Source organism: Arthrobacter sp. UYEF21 (assembly GCF_040546085.1).
Lineage (GTDB): Bacteria > Actinomycetota > Actinomycetes > Actinomycetales > Micrococcaceae > Arthrobacter.
In genome coordinates, this window is the sequence record NZ_JBEPNF010000015.1 from 13,184 (window position 1) to 29,271 (window position 16,088).

The following is a 16,088-nucleotide window of genomic DNA, read 5'->3' on the forward strand; positions in this document are numbered from 1 at the left end:
GCTCTCCACGTGACACCGCCCTCTGACCAGCGCCCTCTGACCATCCTGATCGCCGCGGATACCTATCCGCCCCACATCAACGGGGCCGCCCAGTTCAGCTACCGGCTGGCGAAGGGCATGACCGGCCGCGGCCACAACGTGAACGTGCTGGCCTGTCGGGCGGATAACGGCGCGAGCTTCACCGAGTTCCGTTCCGAGGCAACTGTTCACCGGCTCCGCTCGCATGGCGTGTTCACCCACGAGTACTTCCGCATCTGCTTTCCCTGGGAGATCAAGAAAGAGATCAGCCTCCTGTTCGACCGGGTCAAGCCTGACGTGGTGCACATCCAGAGCCACTATATGATCGGCGAGCACGTCTTGTATGAGGCGGTGAAGCGGGGCATCAGGATTGTGGCCACCAACCACTTCATGCCGGAGAACCTGAACCCCTTCCTGCCCTTCCCGCAGTGGTTCAAGGACATCATCGGCAAGATCTCCTGGAAGGACATGGGCAAGGTCATGGGCCAGGCCGACGTCGTCACCACGCCCACGCCCCTGGCCGCCAAGGCCATGCATCAGCATGCTTTCCTGCGCAAGGTGCTGCCCCTTTCCAACGGGATCGATGCTGCGGCCTATGAGTTGCAGCCCGGTGAGGTCATCGAAGGGCATGCCAGTCCTACGGTGGTGTTTGCGGGCCGGCTGGCGGAGGAGAAGCACGTGGACGTGCTCATCAACGCTGTTGCCAAGACCCCTGCGGAACTGAACGTCCACCTGGAGGTAGTGGGCGGCGGTGAAGTCCGCCAGTCCCTGGAGGCGCAGGCGAAACGGCTTGGGCTCGAGGACAGGGTGCGGTTCCTTGGCCTGGCCAGTGATGAACAGCTCCGGGAGACCTACATCAAGGCGGACCTGTTCTGTATGCCTGGTACTGCCGAACTGCAGTCCCTGGTGACACTGGAAGCAATGTCGGCCTCGACGCCTGTCCTGCTGGCAGACGCCATGGCGCTGCCGCACCTGGTGCGCGACGGCGAGAACGGCTACCTGTTCACTCCTAACGACAGCGACGACCTCGCGGCGAAGATTACCCGCATCCTTCAGCTGCCTGCCGCCGAGCTGGCAGCGATGGGCCAGGCCAGCAGGCGGATGGTGGAACCGCACAGCATCGAGGGCACCCTGCAAACCTTTGAGGACCTCTACCGGGGGGCAAGCTTCGAAGACAAAGTGGTCTGATCGCAGGAAGCTGTCGGCCTGGCAGCCGCCGCCGCCGCGACCTGACCAGCAGCAACGGTGGTCTGAGGAAGCGTCCCGGTTTGCTAGAGTGTTTTTGCCCTGCTGAATCCGAAGTCCTCCATGGATCTCGTAAGCAGAGGGCATGGGGCTATAGCTCAGCTGGTTAGAGCGCGGGACTCATAATCCTAAGGTCCTCGGTTCAAGTCCGAGTAGCCCTACCTGAAAAGAGCCCTTGAACTGCGGAAACGTGGATCAGGGGCTCTTTAATTTTGATGTTCTCAGGTAGTAGTCCACCGCTTGCCCACCGGAATCATTCCCGGCGCTGGCCGAACGGCTCCAGCACAGTCGTGTTGTCCGGCGCCTCGTGGGTCTTTTGGACGTAGTGCTTCCGCGTGACGTTTTCGCTGGAGTGCCCGAGCTGGGCGGACGCGACGGCCATGCCGGAGGAGGCTTCCAGCAGGGTTCCGACGGTCTTTCGGAAGGTGTGCGGGGTCACCCACTGGAAGCCGAGCTCGTCGCGGGCAGAGCGCCACTGCCTGCGGAAATTGTTGGGGTCCCGGAGCGACCCGACGGCAGATGGGAACACCACGTCCCACGGTTGGCCTCCAGCTGCCCAATTTGCCGCCTCAGCAGCATTTCCCCGGCGAAGGCGGGTAGGAAGTACCTTTGACGGGAATGGGCGCTCTTAGGGTGATCCTGGATGGTCAGGCCCTGACCCGGCATGTAGACGATGGTCCCCTTCACGGTGACTGCCGGCTTGGCTGACTTCAGATCGATGTCCTTCCAGCGGATCGCGAGGGCTTCACCAATCCGCGCGCCGGTGGCGAGCATGATGTCGACGACGTCGAGCATGTCCACCGTGGGGTAGCGGCCGGCCTGCTTCTTGTTGGCCTCCCATTGGCGGAGGCCGGCGCGCAGTGCGCCGACCGCGGCGACTGTCAGGGCCCGAACCTCCTTGTGGTTGGTTGGAATCGTGGCAACGTCACGCAGAGGGTTTCCCGTCAAGGGCGCCGTGCCTGGCTGCCAGGCCCGGCATGCCCGACAGGACGGTCTTGCAGAGGTTCGCCGTGGCGTTGCCGTGCTTGGTTCGCATGGTTTTGAGGAACCTGTCCAGGGTGGAGACGGTGGCTTCCCGGATCCGGATCCGGATTCCGCCGATGCCCGGGCTGACGAAGTTGTCCATGATGTCCCGGTACCGGCGCCGGGTGTTCAGCGCCCGGTCAGTGTCCTCAAACTCGGCCCACCAGATGACCGCGAGCTTTGCAGACACCTCGATCCGGAATTGAGTAACATCACCCCCGAAACCACGGGAAGGTTTGCGCACTCAGCTTCTGAAAGTGACCGATCAGTTTCGCCAGGGGCTGCTCCGACGTGTCTACTACTAAGGAAACGAAGGTGACCTATCCTGCAGAAATGGGCGTGAGGGTGGGCTCAAACCGAGCGAGACCATTCGGCGTTGGAGCCGCTTTTTGGCGCGTTCGGGTTCGTTTTGTCGAAATGGTCAACGCCGAGTTCGTCATAGGCGACTCCGTCGTGGAGCATGTTCCAGACGATGACGAGCAGCGTGTGTTGGAGAGCGACTACGGCGCGCAGGGCGCCGGCATGGGATTGAATGCGACGGTATTTCACGGCGAGATAGGTCGTTTTTGATCGGGAAACGGCCAGTGCCGCGATTCCCAATGCGGCTTTGAGGTAATGGTCGCCGGGCCGGGTTTGGGTGGATTTTATTCGTCCAGCGGACTCGTTCCGGCTGGGACACACTCCCGCCCATGATGCGAGATGGCCCGCCGTGTCAAAGACGTTCATGTCGACGCCGGCTTCGGCGATGATGACGTTAGCGACATTCTTCGATATCCCGGGGACGGTCATCAGCAGCTCCCGGGCTAAGGAAAAAGGTTCCATCGCAGTCGATGCGGGCGTCGAGGGCCGTGAGGGTCGCCTCGATTTGGTCGATGCGGTCCAGATGCAAAGGCACCATGAATGCGTGGTGGTCGGTGAAACGGCCCGTGAGGGCTTCGACTAGCGCCGCGGATTTTGCGGCCCATCGAGGCGTGTGCCAGCGAAGCCAAGGTCTGCGGGTTACGTTCTCCGGATATGAGAGAGCATCGAGGATGCGGCGGGCTGATTGGGTGCTCAGCGTGCTGAAGACCGAGGACAACTTGATGTTGGAGTCCCTCCAGCCCTTTTTCCAGTCGTCCCTACTCGCGGGTGCGCTCATGAGTCAGGTTCGACCGCGTGCGGGTTAGATCCCGCAACTGCCGGATCGGCTCCGGCGGCACGAAACTGGCCCGCAGCAGGTTGTGAGCCGCGAGCTCCGCAAGCCATGTCGCGTCTGAGACATCCGACTTCGGCCCCGGGATATTCCGCGCAGCTTTAGCATTGACAAGTTGCACATTCAGCGACTCCGCCAGCAGGAAATAGAACGGTTTCCAGTAGTCGCCGGTGGCCTCCATCACCACCACTGTCACCGCGGCTGCCTCAAGATCACGCCGTAGGCGCACGATCTCATTCGTCGTCGCCCCATATGTGGTCACAGTCCTCCTGAAAGTTCCTACCCGCATTCCCGGTACCCGGATGCAGACCTTCGCATCACGTTTGGAGATATCCATTCCTGCGGCACGCTCGTGCACGATGTCCATCATCTACTCCTCGCATCTGGTCCAACGACACCACCGGCTGGTGGTGCCAGGTGCCGCGGGAAGGGCGGGGAAATTAATCAGGAATCTACTAAACGGGCTCATCAAACCCGATGCTTTTGGGCTTGCGGCACCAATCCACGGTTCCCGTGGAAGCCCTCCACGCCACGCTCATAAACAGGCTCTAAGCACTAAGACACATCGGCGTCGACCGCGGCACCGCCATCATCCGCCGCTACCCAACCCGGCCGCAAGAGCGTTTTCGCAGAACCACAACGCCGCGAAGCGGCTCCACCGCTCATAACTAACGGTGCATACACCGACTCAACCATGAGGTTTCGAAGCATAGTTACGAGAATCGCTGGCCGCTCACGAACTCGCACAATCACGCCAAATTTGGAGCCGTGCGGTCGTGGTGTTCGCCCGGACGGTGAGCCAGGGGTGCCGTGGGGATAATCCCACAGCGGACTTTCGCCTGCTATCGGCTTATAGACGACCACCTCCTCGCCGATGCTGCCAAGGAATGTAGCGTTTGAAGCCGTCGTGATGCGGCCGGTGAGCGTCAGCTCGGCCATCACTAACTAGGTCCGGTGCTGGCATCAGACCTCGGGAAGGGTGCAGATGTGCCCGTCGGCGTCTATGGGGTAACCGCAGAGCAAGCACATCGGACGCCCGGCGCCCACGACCTCACGGGTGCGTTTGGCGAATGCGCGGGCGGTGCCGACCGGCATTCGTACCAGCAGCATCTCGGTCTCGTTAGCGGCGTCCTCATCAAGGGATTCGTCGTTCTCATCAGCATCGACATCGGTGATGGGGTAGGCCTCTATTACGACCTGCGCCGTCGGTGGGTCCCAACCTAAGCTCATGGCGCCGGTCCGAAACTGCTCCTGAACGGCCTCGAGCTTGTCATCGTCGACAAGTTCCATGGGAGTACTCGTGGGAACGCTGAAGGGGTTGCCCTCGACGGTGATGACCTGGTCGAGAATTTCGTCGATCTTCTCGGCGAGCAGAGCCGACTGCTGCTTCTCCAGGGCAATACTCAAGATCTGCGTGCCTGCGCGCACCTGCAGGTAGAACGTGCGCGCCCCCGGAAGGCCGATGGTGCCAACGACGACCCGATCAGGCCAGGCAAACTCATGAACACGTTTAGGCATGTCAGTATTTTAGGCACATGAGGTTCATGGCGCCTTTTGCCCTGCACCGCCGCCCACCGGCGCATCGCCAGAGTGGATGCCGTTCGACAGCCACGACAGATCACCCGCGTCGGTGTTGGTCGCATGGACGCTCGGCCGACTAGCGCCGTAGCGCACGATCGATACGGAGGCGGGGCCCACGTTAATACGCTGGAACAGGTCAAGGTGCATGCCGAGCGCGTCGGCGAGGATTGACTTGATGATGTCACCGTGACTCACCGCCACCCACACGGCCCCTGGCCTGTACTCGGCTTCGAAGGCCGATCGTGGCGTCGAATCGCTGCCACCGACCGAGCCTGCATCGCGGCCATGGATTCACCGCCGGGAAAGATGACGGCGGACGGTTGCGACTGCACAACCGACCACTTCGACCCGGGAGCAGGGTGTCGCAGACTTCAATGGAGCCGCCGCGTCCATTGCTGTCCCTGAGGACCGCGATGCGGTAGGCCGGGGGCGCGGGAGGAGATCCGCTTTGAGTCGTAGCAAACTCCACGACCAGTTCGCCAGCCTGAGGCGGATCGGCATCGACGAGATCTCCTACAAGCGCGGCCACAAGTATCTGGCCGTCGTCGTCGACCACGACAGCGGCTGGCTGGTCTGGGCGGCGCCGGGCCAGGACAAGGCCACCCTGGGCAAGTTCTTCGACGCCCTCGGGGTGGAACGCTGCTCCCGGATCACGCATGTCTCCGCCGACGGGGCCGCGTGGAACGACGCCCGTAAAGCGGCCCGGGCCAGCGAGGCCAGGCGCGGCCGCTGCCGGCCCGCGAAAGACGCGGCGCCCCCCCGGACAGTGCCCGCGCAGCCGGTGTGAAGAACTCCCGTTATGCGCTCTGGACGAACCCGGAGAACCTGACCGAGAAGCAGCAGCTCGCCTGGATCGTGCAGACCGACCCCACCCTCGGCCGGGCCTACTACCTCAAGGAAGGACTCCGGGTCATTTTCAAACTGCCCCACGACGAAGCCGCTGAAGCCCTCGATAAGTGGGTTGCCCGGGCGCGCGGGTGCCGGATCCCCGCGTTCGCGAAGCTCCAACGCAGCATCGTCAACCACCGTGCCGCGATCCTCGCCGCAATAGAGCATGGGCTCTCCAAACGGCGTGTCGAATCGATCAACACGAAGATCAGACTGATCACCCGCATCGCCTTCGGCTTCAAATCACCCGAAGCACTCATCGCCGTCGCGATTTTCAGCCTCGGTGGTCACAAACCGGTGCTCCCAGATCGGAATTGACCTACGGAAGAGTCAGCTCTACACGGCCTCCCGTACCTGCGTACAAGTGAGGCTTCGCTATTGGTCGCTCGCCTGAGCTCCGGAACATCACCGGGGAGGAGCCACCATTCGGGCGTTGGAATTGATGGGGGCTTGTTTCCGCTGGGGCAAGGGACGATAGTTCTGATATGCGGGCCAGCCGGTCGCCCAGCCTTGGTCCGCATCCAGGTCTTTTTTGGTCGATTGCCTGATGCTAGGAGGATCGCGAAATGTCGGGTTGGAACGCCGACAACGCAGCCGGTCCGGCGGGCGCGGGAGCCGTCACAGTTCTTGATGGCTCCTCATTTTGTTTGACTGCGTCCGACGGTGACATGCACTCGGGGAGTCCCCATGGCGCGTTTTTTCACGACACCCGGTACATATCCGAGTGGAACGTTAGCGTTGATGACGTTCCACTCGAGGCGCTTGCCGCGACGGCTGTGGAACCCTTCCGGGCCGTGTTTATAGGCAGGTTAAGCGGCCATTCCGGCAGCGCTGATACGCCGTTGCTGATAGAGCGGGAAAGGATCATTGGTGCCGGTCTTACGGAAACCATCACGATCGAGAATCACTTGGCGGTGCCTAACACTTTACGGCTCGCCCTGAGCGTGAATGCCGATTTCGCCGATCTTTTTGAGGTTAAGGATGGCAGGCCTGCCAGCCCGGGGCAGCAGCAGATCCGGATAGAGGGCGATAGTCTCCTCCTTGAGTGTGAAGGGGAGGGCCGGCGTCATGGGCTTGTTGTCCGCGCACCAGGCGCCGCTGTAGAGGGCCACCGACTCGTGTGTACGGTCACCATTCCTGCCCATGGGAAGTGGGCTCAGACGTTCACTGCCACGCCCTATCTGAACGGGCAGGCGGTGATTTCAACGGCGGCGTATGGCACTGATGAAGTTTCCTCCGAGGCCCGGCATCGTCTCTTTTCGTGGCGGATGTCCATGCCCATCCCTAACTTGGGTGATGCCTCCGTCCGAAATACGATTTTGCGCAGCCAGGAGGATCTCGGCTCACTCCGGATCTTTGATCCGGACCACCCCGACCGCGTCGTAGCTGCGGCAGGCGCTCCATGGTTCATGGCCCTTTTCGGGCGTGACAGCCTGCTCTCGTCCCTTATGTCCCTCCTGCTGGATCCCTCCTTGGCACTAGGCACCCTCCAGACGCTGGCGGACCACCAAGGCAAGGAAGTTAACCCCGACACGGAAGAAGAGCCCGGCCGGATCCTCCATGAAGTGCGTCTGGGTACCAGCACGGAGTCCGTTCTGGGCGGCCGCAGTATCTACTACGGAACCGCGGATGCCACCCCGTTGTTCGTCGGCATCCTTAGCGAGCTGGGACGTTGGGGGCTGGAACCGGAGGCAGTCCACGCCCTGCTGCCGGCCGCAGACCGCGCGCTGGCATGGATCGAGAACTACGGCGACCGTGACGGCGACGGATTCGTCGAATACCAGCGGCAAACTGAACACGGGCTGATAAACCAGGGCTGGAAGGATTCGTGGGACGGCATCAATTTCGCCGACGGCTCACTCGCTCAGGGGCCCATAGCGCTGTGCGAAGTGCAGGCCTACACGTACGGGGCCTATGTCGGGCGTGCCCTGATGGCGCTGGACGACGGCGACACCGAAGCAGCCGATCTCTGGGCGGGCAGGGCGGTCCGGCTGAAAGAGGCGTTCAATGAACGGTTCTGGCTGCCGGACCGGGGATATTTTGCCGTCGCCCTGGATGGGGACAAGAAGCCAGTAGACGCCCTGGCCTCAAATATGGGTCATTGTCTCTGGATGGGCATCGTGGACACCGACAAAGCAGCCCAAGTAGCGGCGCACCTGATGTCCACGGAAATGTTCACCGGCTGGGGTATCCGCACTCTGGCCAGCACGATGGGGGCCTACAACCCTCTCAGTTATCACAATGGTTCCGTCTGGCCGCACGACAGCGCCCTGATAGCGCATGGGCTGATGAGATACGGATTCATCGACGAGGCCCAGAGAATCGCCTACGGACTGTTCGAAGCAGCCGAGCACTTCGGCGGCCGGCTCCCGGAGCTGTTCTGCGGACTGGACCGTGAAAGGTTCCCAAATCCGGTACCCTACCCTGCAGCGTGCTCACCCCAGGCGTGGGCGGCGGCGGCTCCGATCCATCTGATCCGCATGCTGATGCGGTTCGACCCTGCCCTTCCCTGGAACGAGCTCTGGCTCGCACCGGAACTTCCAAAAGGCTTCGGGCAGTTCCGAATCGACAACGTGCCGTTTGCCGGAAACAGGCTCACCATCAACATCACCCAGGACTCCGTTACCGTGGATGGCCTGCCGGAATCCATAAAGCTCCGGCTCGAAGCGCGTCCCGCCCTTCGGGAACTCCTGAATCTGACCCGGACGAAATGAGTGCTGCTCTACTGGGTATGGAGAAGCACGACATTATGCAATTCTCGGGTCCGATGGCTTCTTCCTCGATCGCTTCGTAGTTGTGTCGCGTGGTGTCTACCTTCGAATAAATGCATGGAATCGGAAACGGGGCGGCGGGCGCATATGGTCAGCAGCCTGGGCCAGAACGTTCAACGCCAGCTCGAGGGCGTCCAGCTGGAGGGGGTCTTTACCGACAAGGCCTCTGGCAAAGACACCCAGCGCCCCCAGCTTGATGAGCTGCTGCGCTTCATCCGCGACGGCGACACCCCTCGTGGTGCACAGTATGGACCGGCTCGCCCGGAATCTGGACGATCTCCGGTCCAGGCACTCACGAAGATACGCGTGCGGGTCAAATTCGTTAAGGAGCAGCTGGTCTTCACCGGGGAGGAATCACCCTTGGCGAATCTGATGCTGTCGGTGATGGGTGCTTTTGCCGAATTCGAGCGGGCCCTGATCGGTGAACGCCGGCGCGAAGGCATCACACTGGCAAAGGCGCGCGGTGTCTACCGCGGCCGCAAGAAAGCACTCTCGGCCGAGAAGGCCAGTGAGCTGCGGGAGCGGGCTGCGGCGGGGGAGCAGAAGACGGGCCTGGGCCGGAAATTCGGCATCAGCCGCGAAACCCTCTACCAGTACCTGAAGGTCAGGAGCTAGGTTGCCGGGCTTCGCCTCTGCAGGGTGCCATGCCGGTGTTGGGAACAGGCACAGTGATGGATGAACCGATGTGCTCACGGGGAACGCCCTTGTGCTCCGGGGCCAGGATGTCGGGGCCTTGTGTGCTGAGGGTCAGGCTGTGGGGGAGTGCCGGCAGCGCGCGGCGTGAAGGGTGATGCCCACGCTCACCGCGACGCTGAGGGCGAGTGCCAGTAGGCCGGAGTATGCGGCGAGGGAGTAACTCCCAGGATCAGCTATCGTATCCGCAACAGGTTCCATGTAGTAACAAATCGTCTGCCATGCGGTGACTCCGAGTACCGCGATGAGTGCGGCGACGGTCCACGCGGCTGCCACCAACAGGATCGCCTTCGTACGTCCTTTCATTCGTCCCGTTTCGTTGCGAGTCTAGCGTCAGCGAATTTCGCCCGGCGGAACAAATACGAGCGGAGCCCGTACCCGGACGCCCCGGCAAATCTGACAGGGGTGCAGGGTGCCTGGAAGCTGAAATCGGGTTGGGGCAATGCCTGACGTTGCCCTGGCCACCAGCCCGGGCCTTCGGAAGATCTCCTTCACCGGCTCCACCGACGTGGGGATTTCCATCGCGCAGCAGGCTGCCGCCACGGTCAAGCGCGTCACCATGGAGCTCGGCGGCAACGATCCTGCCATCGTGCTGGACGACGCGGACCTCGCGGTCACGGCCCGCGGGATCGTGGGCAGCGCGTTCCGCAACGCCGGCCAGGTATGCATGGCGGTCAAGCGCGTCTACGTCCCGCGCAGCCGCAGCAGGGAACTGGCCGAGGCCATCGCCGCCGAGGCGTCTCGCCACGTGCTGGGTCACGGCATCGCGGAGGGAACCACCATGGGCCCCATGCACAACGAATCGCAGCTCAAGCTGGTCCACGGCCTGGTCGACTCCGCCGTCGGCAGCGGCGCCCGCATCATCACCGGCGGCCGTCCCGGCTGCGACCTGCACGGCTACTTCCTCGCCCCCACGGTAGTGATCGACGCAGAGCCGGGCATGGACCTGGTGGAGCAGGAACAGTTCGGTGCGGCACTGCCGATCGTTGCCCATGACGATCTCGATGCCACCATCGCCGGGCTCAACGCCGGGGAATTCGGCCTCGGTGCTTCCGTGTGGAGCCCGGACCAGGAGCGCGCGTATTCCATCGCTTCCCGGCTCGAAGCCGGAACCCTATGGATCAACCAGCACACGCTTGTGGAGCCCGATGCCCCGTTCGGTGGCTGGAAATCCTCCGGCGTCGGCCGCGAACGCGGCCGCTGGGGGCTGGAGGAATACCTGGAAACGCGCGTCCGTAATGCCCGCCGCCATTCCTGATCCCGCACCCATACTGCAGAAGTATTCACCTTGAGCGTCGAACTGATCACCCTGGGCACCGCCGCCGGACCGGCCATCCGCGGACCGGAAAACGGCATCTCCAGCGCCCTCGTGGTGGGCGACGCCTTCTACATGGTGGACTTCGGGCTCGGCTGCTCCCGCGCCGCCCATGAAGCAGGGCTCCGGGGCAAGGACTTCAAGGCCGGCTTTGTCACCCACCTGCACTCGGACCATGTAGGGGAAACTGCCCGGCTTCCTGCTGTGGAACTGGGGCAACCCGGTGGACGGCTTCACCGGACCGGTGTCCGTCGTGGGGCCGGTTAAGGACCACACCCGCGAGGGAGGCGCGGGTCTCTCCGGCACCAGCGAACTCGTCTCTCACGCGCTGAAGGCGTTCTCCTACGACATTGACATCAGCGTCCACGACGAAGCCCGGCCCGATCTGGCCTCCCTGCTGCTCACCGTCGACCTCGACACGCCCGCCCACGGCTCGCTGGCGAAAGCTGCCGGCCGCACTGGCCGACATCCAAGCCGATCTGGGCACTACGCTGGTGCAGGCCGGGCTGCTGCTGGGCATCATCCAGGTAGCCAGCATCGTGGGCGGGTTGGCAACTGCCGTGGGCGGGGAGATGGCGGGCCTCCGCCGACCCCTGGTCTCGGGCCTGCTCCTCCTGAGCGCCGCCTCCGCGCTCGGAGCGGCCGCCCCCAGCACGGAACTGCTGATGGCCGCACGGACGCTGGAGGGCGTCGGGTTCCTGCTGGCCGTCGTCGTCGCCCCTGCCCTGATCCGCAAGGTGGCACCGCCGCGACGGCTGAACGTGGCGCTAGCAAGCTGGGCCACGTTCCAGGGCATCGCCGCGCTGATTGGCCTGACCGTGGGAGCGGTGTTCCTCCAGGCCTCCGGCTGGCGGCAGTGGTGGCTGGTAATGGCCGTAGTCACGCTGCTCCCGGTGCCGCTGCTGCTGCGCCGCGTGCCCAGGGATGTGCCACCGGCCCTCGCCGGGCTGCACCCGCGCTCCGCCGGGTGGGCCGCACTGTGGCCACCCGCCGGCCGTGGATCACCGGGGTGGTCTTCGCCTGCTATACGGCCCAGTGGATGGCCGTTCTCGGCTTCCTGCCGTCCATCTACCGGTCAGCCGGGCTGGAAGGCGCGTGGCCCGGCATCCTCAGTGCCGTCGTGGGCGGCGTCAACGCTCTCGGCGCCGTCAGCGCATCCAGCGCGGCGTGCCCGAGCGGAGAATTGTCTTCTGGACCTTCCTGGCGATGTCCGCCGCCTCCGTGGCCACGATCGCCGTCCCCTGGGCGAGCTTCGGGAATGGCTTCCTCATCCAGTTCGGCCTCATTGCTGCGTTTTCCGCCGTCGGAGGCCTGATCCCTGCCGCAATGACCAGCTACTCAGTGCGCATCGCCCCTGCCGACGGATCCGTCACGGCTGTGCTGGGGCTGACGCAGCAGATCTTCAACGTAGGAAATTTCCTGGGCCCCATGCTCTTCGCCCTGCTGGCCACCCGCACCGGTGGCTGGGGCACCACCTGGTGGCTAACCTGTGGACTGAGCGTCCTTGGGATGGGCCTGCTCGCTTTCCTGGGAGAGACCGGCTCCGGGACGATCGCCGGTGTGCCGCGCCCCGGAAAGTGTCTTTCCACCCAACGGAAAGCTAAAATGTAAGGCCCGTCACAGGAGCCTAGAGTCAAGGAAATGCCGCTGCAATCCAGCAAAGGCTCCCTCTTCAACGATTGGGCATACTGTGTCTGCAACTCCTCTTCCCGACGTGGCTCCGGGCTCCGAAAACTCCCGCGATCCCCGGACCTGGTCCCAGGCCAAACGCAACCGCTACGGCTTGATCATCACGGTCTGCCTGCTCTTCCTGATGATGCTCAGCTGGGCGGACAAGGCGGTTCTGGGCATAGCCGCCGTGCCCCTGATGAAGCAGCTGGGCATCACGCCCGAGCAGTTCGGCCTGGTGGGCAGTGCCATGTTCCTGACCTTCGGCGTGGCGCAGATCGTGGCTGCCCCCATCGCCAACAAGGTCTCCAGCAAGTGGATCCTGCTGGTGCTGTGCCTGCTGTGGTCCCTGGCTCAGGCCCCCATCCTGCTGTTCGCGTCGCTGCCCGCCCTCTGGGCCAGCCGCCTGCTGCTGGGCGCCGGCGAGGGCCCGCTGGCACCGGTGCTGATGCACGGCATCTACAAGTGGTTCCCGGAGAAGAAGGGCGCCACACCGGCCGCTCTGGCGTCCGCCGGTGTCACGCTGGGAATCGTGGCCTTCGCCCCGGTCCTGGCCTGGGTGATCGGGCAGTTCGGCTGGCAGACAGCGTTCGCCGTGCTGGCCATCCTGGGCCTCATCTGGTCCCTGTTCTGGATCATCGTGGGCAAGGAAGGCCCGTACACCAGCCGGAAGGCCGAGCAGGAGATTGACGGCATCGCCCCGGAGGAAGCTCCCGTGGTGGTGGAGGCCAAAGTCCGCGACTGGCGCACCATCCTCTCCACCAGCTGGATCTTCGCGGTACTGGCGTCCTTCTTCGGCTACTGGACCTTCACCCTGGCCATGTCCTGGGGCCCGGCCTACTTCCAGAACGTGCTGGGCTTCACCGGGCAGCAGGCCGGCACCATGATCGCGCTGCCGGCCGCCTGGGGTGCCATCGCCACAGTGGGCCTCAGCGCACTGACACAGCGCCTGCACCTCAGGGGCGTCCCCACCCGGAAGGCCCGCGGCTGGGTGCTCAGCATCGCCGCAACCTTCGCCGGCGCCTGCCTGGTGGCGGCCACGCTGACCACCTCCCCCTTCCTGTCCATCACCCTCATGGTCTTCGGCTTCGGCACCGCACCGGCGCTGTTCGCCATCACCTACCTGATCGTCGCAGAACTGACCACCATCGCCCAGCGCGGCGCCAACCTCTCCATCGCCAACGCCGTCCTCACCACCGGCGGTGTTTTCGCCCCGGCAGTCTCCGGCTTCCTGATCGGCGGCGCGGCCACCCCGGCGGAAGGCTACAAGGCAGCCTTCGCCCTGGCCGGCGGCCTTATGCTGACCTTCGGAATCCTGGCCCTGATATTCGTCAACCAGCAGCGCGACCGCCGCAGGCTTGGTCTGGACACACCCGCTGCCCCCGCCACGCCGGCTGTCTCAGCCTCGGCAGCAGGCAACGGATCCACTCCATTGGAGGCAGGCACCAGGGCCTGAACCCGAGCCTGTCGTCGGACACTGTTTAGACAAGGTGACGCCGGCGGCTACTACCACGCTGCTCAGCAACAAGGCAGGTGTCGCAAGCTTCGGCTTTGGAACTGGGTTCGCTTCCATGGATTACTTACTCGACCAGTTTAGAGTTGCCAACCGACATTGATAAGGCTGTCTTCCCAAGTCACATGGTCGTCGAGCGACCCCCAAGCAAAAAGATTGCAACATCCTTGCACCCGACGTTACCGAAGTTCGTCGCACCGTTCATCTGCCGCGACGCCGCCGGTCCAACTGCCTTCCACGGCCGGCGTTGCATCGGGGAAGGCAGTTGCGGTAAGTTACTCACCAGTAACTTCACTTGCTTCGGGGATGGTCATCCTTGGAGCCCTGCGGCCAGCACTGATCCCGAGCGAGGAACCATGTCCAGGAAATCCATTGACATCAACGACCTTCCGTATGCCGACGGTGACTTTTTCGCCTTCGAGCAACTACTCGCGGGCAAGGAGCGGGACCGCCTGGCCGAGATCCGGGGCTTCCTGTCCCGCGAGGTCCGGCCGATTGCCGTGGACTGCTGGAACCGCGGCGAATTCCCCATGGACCTCATCCCCAAGCTGGCCGAAATCGATCTGGTCAGTCCCGTAAGGCGGCAGGGCTACTCGAACCTGTTTGCCGGCCTGGTCCACGCCGAGGCCACGCGTGCCGACGCTTCCATTGCCACTTTCCTCGGCGTCCACGACGGACTCTTCACCGGCTCCATCGAGGCTCTGGCCTCGCAGGAACAGCAGGAAGCCTGGCTCACGGACATTTATTCGCTGAAGAAGATCGGCGCGTTCGGACTCACTGAACCCCTGGGCGGCTCGGACGTGGCAGGCGGTACCCGCACCACGGCGGAGCGCGACGGCGACACCTGGATTCTCAATGGCGCCAAACGGTGGATCGGCAACGCCACCTTCTCTGATTGGGTGGTGATCTACGCCCGCGACCTTGCCGACAACCAAGTCAAGGGCTTCCTCGTTGATACGGCACTGCCCGGCTACAGTGCCACCAAGATTGAAAACAAGATCTCCCTACGGACCGTCCAGAACGCGGACATCGTTCTGGACAACGTAGTGGTTCCCGACTTTTACAAACTCGCGGGCGCCAACAGCTTCCGCGACACCAACAAGGTCCTCAAAGTGACCCGGCTGTCCGTCGCCTGGCAGGCGGTCGGCCAGCAGCTCGCTGCTTTCGATGTGGCCCGCCGCTACGCCGTGGAAAGGCACCAATTCGGCCGTCAGCTGGCATCGTTCCAGCTGGTCCAGAGCCAGCTGGTGCAGATCCTTGGCAACGCAGTCAGCTCCATGGGCATGATGGTCAGGCTTTCGCAGCTGGAGGACGCGGGCGAGGCCAAGGACGAACAGTCTGCGCTGGCCAAGGCATTCACCACCGCGCGCATGCGTGAAAGCGTGGCCATCGGTCGTAGCCTCCTGGGCGGCAACGGGATCGTCACGGACTTCGAAATGGCTAAGATTTTCGCTGATGCTGAAGCCATCTATTCGTACGAAGGAACCCACGAGATCAATACGCTGGTGACCGGGCGCGCCATCACGGGGGTCTCAGCCATCGTCTAAGGCCACTGGCTCCGCCCGGCTGTCGGGGTCCGCCCTGCCCGCTGGCTCGGCGCTCGTGACTGGGTCCGCCTTTCTGACCGGCAGCAGGATGGACGGGAGGAGGTCCGTCACGAATTCCAGCGGATTGACGTAGTCATCTGCCCGCCTGACGCCCCAGTGGACGCAGGCCAGGGCGCCGCAATGACCTGCCTGCAAGGTACCGATGATTTCGCCCTGCGCCACAACGGTTCCGGCCGTTAGTCGGCTCTCAACGGGCTCAAAGCTACTCCGAAGTCCGCCCCCGTGATCGATGGTGATCACTGGGCGGTCCACCACCACGCCTACGAAGCTCACGGTGCCGGACGCTGGCGACGTGACCGGGACGCCGTCGTGGGTTGCCTTAAGGTCCACGCCGCGATGACCGCTCATCCACGGCTTGTCCGGCGGGTCGAAGGCCCGCATAACTGCGGGCCTGGGCGCAAGGGGCCAGTCCCAGGCGGGGCGGGGAGCCGTTGCCTGCGGAGCCGCAGCGGCCGGCAGCAGAAGGACGGCGGCAAGCACAAAAGTTGCTTTCATCTGCCCAGCATTCCCTCTTGGATCGGCCACCGGGAGTGCCCGGTGCTGCCATGTGGAAAACGCCCGCCGGAGGCCCGGA

Annotated in this window: 13 protein-coding genes, 1 tRNA gene and 7 pseudogenes; 12 read left to right on the plus strand and 9 right to left on the minus strand. The window is 63.7% G+C overall.

The window, feature by feature from the left end:
• Nucleotides 1-9 precede the first annotated feature (9 nt).
• Nucleotides 10-1,206: a glycosyltransferase gene (locus ABIB27_RS14890; protein ID WP_354215265.1), complete on the plus strand. Its 1,197-nt coding sequence runs from the start codon at nucleotides 10-12 to the stop codon at nucleotides 1,204-1,206.
• A gap of 144 nt (nucleotides 1,207-1,350) precedes the next feature.
• A tRNA-Ile gene (locus ABIB27_RS14895) sits at nucleotides 1,351-1,424 on the plus strand.
• Between the two features lie 92 nt (nucleotides 1,425-1,516).
• Here ABIB27_RS14895 and ABIB27_RS14900 read toward each other — a convergent pair.
• From ABIB27_RS14900 to ABIB27_RS14925, 7 genes and pseudogenes are all read right to left on the minus strand, one after another.
• Nucleotides 1,517-1,795 carry a tyrosine-type recombinase/integrase gene (locus tag ABIB27_RS14900; protein ID WP_354215266.1) on the minus strand — a complete coding sequence of 93 codons (279 nt, stop codon included), beginning with the start codon at nucleotides 1,793-1,795 and terminating at the stop codon, nucleotides 1,517-1,519.
• Nucleotides 1,699-2,211: a hypothetical protein gene (locus ABIB27_RS14905; RefSeq protein WP_354215370.1), complete on the minus strand. Its 513-nt coding sequence runs from the start codon at nucleotides 2,209-2,211 to the stop codon at nucleotides 1,699-1,701. Before ABIB27_RS14905 ends, ABIB27_RS14900 begins: the two co-directional genes overlap by 97 nt.
• Nucleotides 2,189-2,476, minus strand: a complete 288-nt coding sequence (locus tag ABIB27_RS14910) for a hypothetical protein (RefSeq protein ID WP_354215267.1) — start codon at nucleotides 2,474-2,476, stop codon at nucleotides 2,189-2,191. Before ABIB27_RS14910 ends, ABIB27_RS14905 begins: the two co-directional genes overlap by 23 nt.
• A 111-nt stretch (nucleotides 2,477-2,587) precedes the next feature.
• Nucleotides 2,588-3,845: pseudogene (locus ABIB27_RS14915) on the minus strand (IS110 family RNA-guided transposase).
• Between the two features lie 437 nt (nucleotides 3,846-4,282).
• Nucleotides 4,283-4,417, minus strand: a pseudogene (locus ABIB27_RS19475) (SCO1664 family protein); the annotation flags it as partial.
• A 24-nt stretch (nucleotides 4,418-4,441) separates the two neighbouring features.
• Nucleotides 4,442-4,996 (minus strand): DUF3090 domain-containing protein, encoded by a 555-nt coding sequence (locus tag ABIB27_RS14920; protein WP_354254179.1) that lies wholly within the window; start codon nucleotides 4,994-4,996, stop codon nucleotides 4,442-4,444.
• A 24-nt stretch (nucleotides 4,997-5,020) separates the two neighbouring features.
• Nucleotides 5,021-5,400, minus strand: a pseudogene (locus ABIB27_RS14925) (histidine phosphatase family protein); the annotation flags it as partial.
• A 116-nt stretch (nucleotides 5,401-5,516) separates the two neighbouring features.
• On the opposite strand from ABIB27_RS14925, the pseudogene ABIB27_RS14930 reads away from it, so the two are divergent.
• The 4 genes and pseudogenes from ABIB27_RS14930 to ABIB27_RS14945 form a co-directional block, all read left to right on the plus strand.
• Nucleotides 5,517-6,265, plus strand: a pseudogene (locus ABIB27_RS14930) (ISL3 family transposase); the annotation flags it as partial.
• 350 nt (nucleotides 6,266-6,615) lie between these two features.
• Nucleotides 6,616-7,047, plus strand: a pseudogene (locus ABIB27_RS14935) (glycogen debranching N-terminal domain-containing protein); the annotation flags it as partial.
• A 174-nt stretch (nucleotides 7,048-7,221) separates the two neighbouring features.
• Complete coding sequence (locus ABIB27_RS14940) at nucleotides 7,222-8,661, plus strand: amylo-alpha-1,6-glucosidase (RefSeq protein ID WP_354215361.1); 1,440 nt, start codon at nucleotides 7,222-7,224, stop codon at nucleotides 8,659-8,661.
• Between the two features lie 144 nt (nucleotides 8,662-8,805).
• A pseudogene (locus ABIB27_RS14945) lies at nucleotides 8,806-9,333 on the plus strand (recombinase family protein).
• Nucleotides 9,334-9,465: 132 nt separating this feature from the next.
• Here ABIB27_RS14945 and ABIB27_RS14950 read toward each other — a convergent pair.
• Nucleotides 9,466-9,717: a hypothetical protein gene (locus ABIB27_RS14950; RefSeq protein ID WP_354215269.1), complete on the minus strand. Its 252-nt coding sequence runs from the start codon at nucleotides 9,715-9,717 to the stop codon at nucleotides 9,466-9,468.
• Nucleotides 9,718-9,853: 136 nt separating this feature from the next.
• Between ABIB27_RS14950 and ABIB27_RS14955 the strand changes: the two genes are divergently transcribed.
• The 6 genes and pseudogenes from ABIB27_RS14955 to ABIB27_RS14980 all read left to right on the plus strand — a co-directional run bounded on the left by ABIB27_RS14955 (nucleotide 9,854) and on the right by ABIB27_RS14980 (nucleotide 15,454).
• On the plus strand, nucleotides 9,854-10,669 hold the full coding sequence (locus ABIB27_RS14955) for an aldehyde dehydrogenase family protein (protein WP_354215270.1): 816 nt from the start codon (nucleotides 9,854-9,856) through the stop codon (nucleotides 10,667-10,669).
• 30 nt (nucleotides 10,670-10,699) lie between these two features.
• Nucleotides 10,700-10,993 (plus strand): MBL fold metallo-hydrolase, encoded by a 294-nt coding sequence (locus ABIB27_RS14960; RefSeq protein WP_354215271.1) that lies wholly within the window; start codon nucleotides 10,700-10,702, stop codon nucleotides 10,991-10,993.
• A 227-nt stretch (nucleotides 10,994-11,220) separates the two neighbouring features.
• Nucleotides 11,221-11,652: pseudogene (locus ABIB27_RS14965) on the plus strand (MFS transporter); the annotation flags it as partial.
• A 241-nt stretch (nucleotides 11,653-11,893) separates the two neighbouring features.
• Nucleotides 11,894-12,337, plus strand: a complete 444-nt coding sequence (locus tag ABIB27_RS14970) for a hypothetical protein (protein WP_354215371.1) — start codon at nucleotides 11,894-11,896, stop codon at nucleotides 12,335-12,337.
• Nucleotides 12,338-12,416: 79 nt separating this feature from the next.
• Nucleotides 12,417-13,850: an MFS transporter gene (locus ABIB27_RS14975; protein WP_354215272.1), complete on the plus strand. Its 1,434-nt coding sequence runs from the start codon at nucleotides 12,417-12,419 to the stop codon at nucleotides 13,848-13,850.
• Nucleotides 13,851-14,263: 413 nt separating this feature from the next.
• A complete protein-coding gene (locus tag ABIB27_RS14980) occupies nucleotides 14,264-15,454 on the plus strand; it encodes an acyl-CoA dehydrogenase family protein (protein ID WP_354215273.1) in 1,191 nt (396 codons plus the stop codon).
• Here the strand turns inward: ABIB27_RS14980 and ABIB27_RS14985 are convergent.
• Nucleotides 15,440-16,009 carry a M23 family metallopeptidase gene (locus ABIB27_RS14985; protein WP_354215274.1) on the minus strand — a complete coding sequence of 190 codons (570 nt, stop codon included), beginning with the start codon at nucleotides 16,007-16,009 and terminating at the stop codon, nucleotides 15,440-15,442. The genes ABIB27_RS14980 and ABIB27_RS14985 overlap by 15 nt on opposite strands.
• Nucleotides 16,010-16,088: the final 79 nt, after the last annotated feature.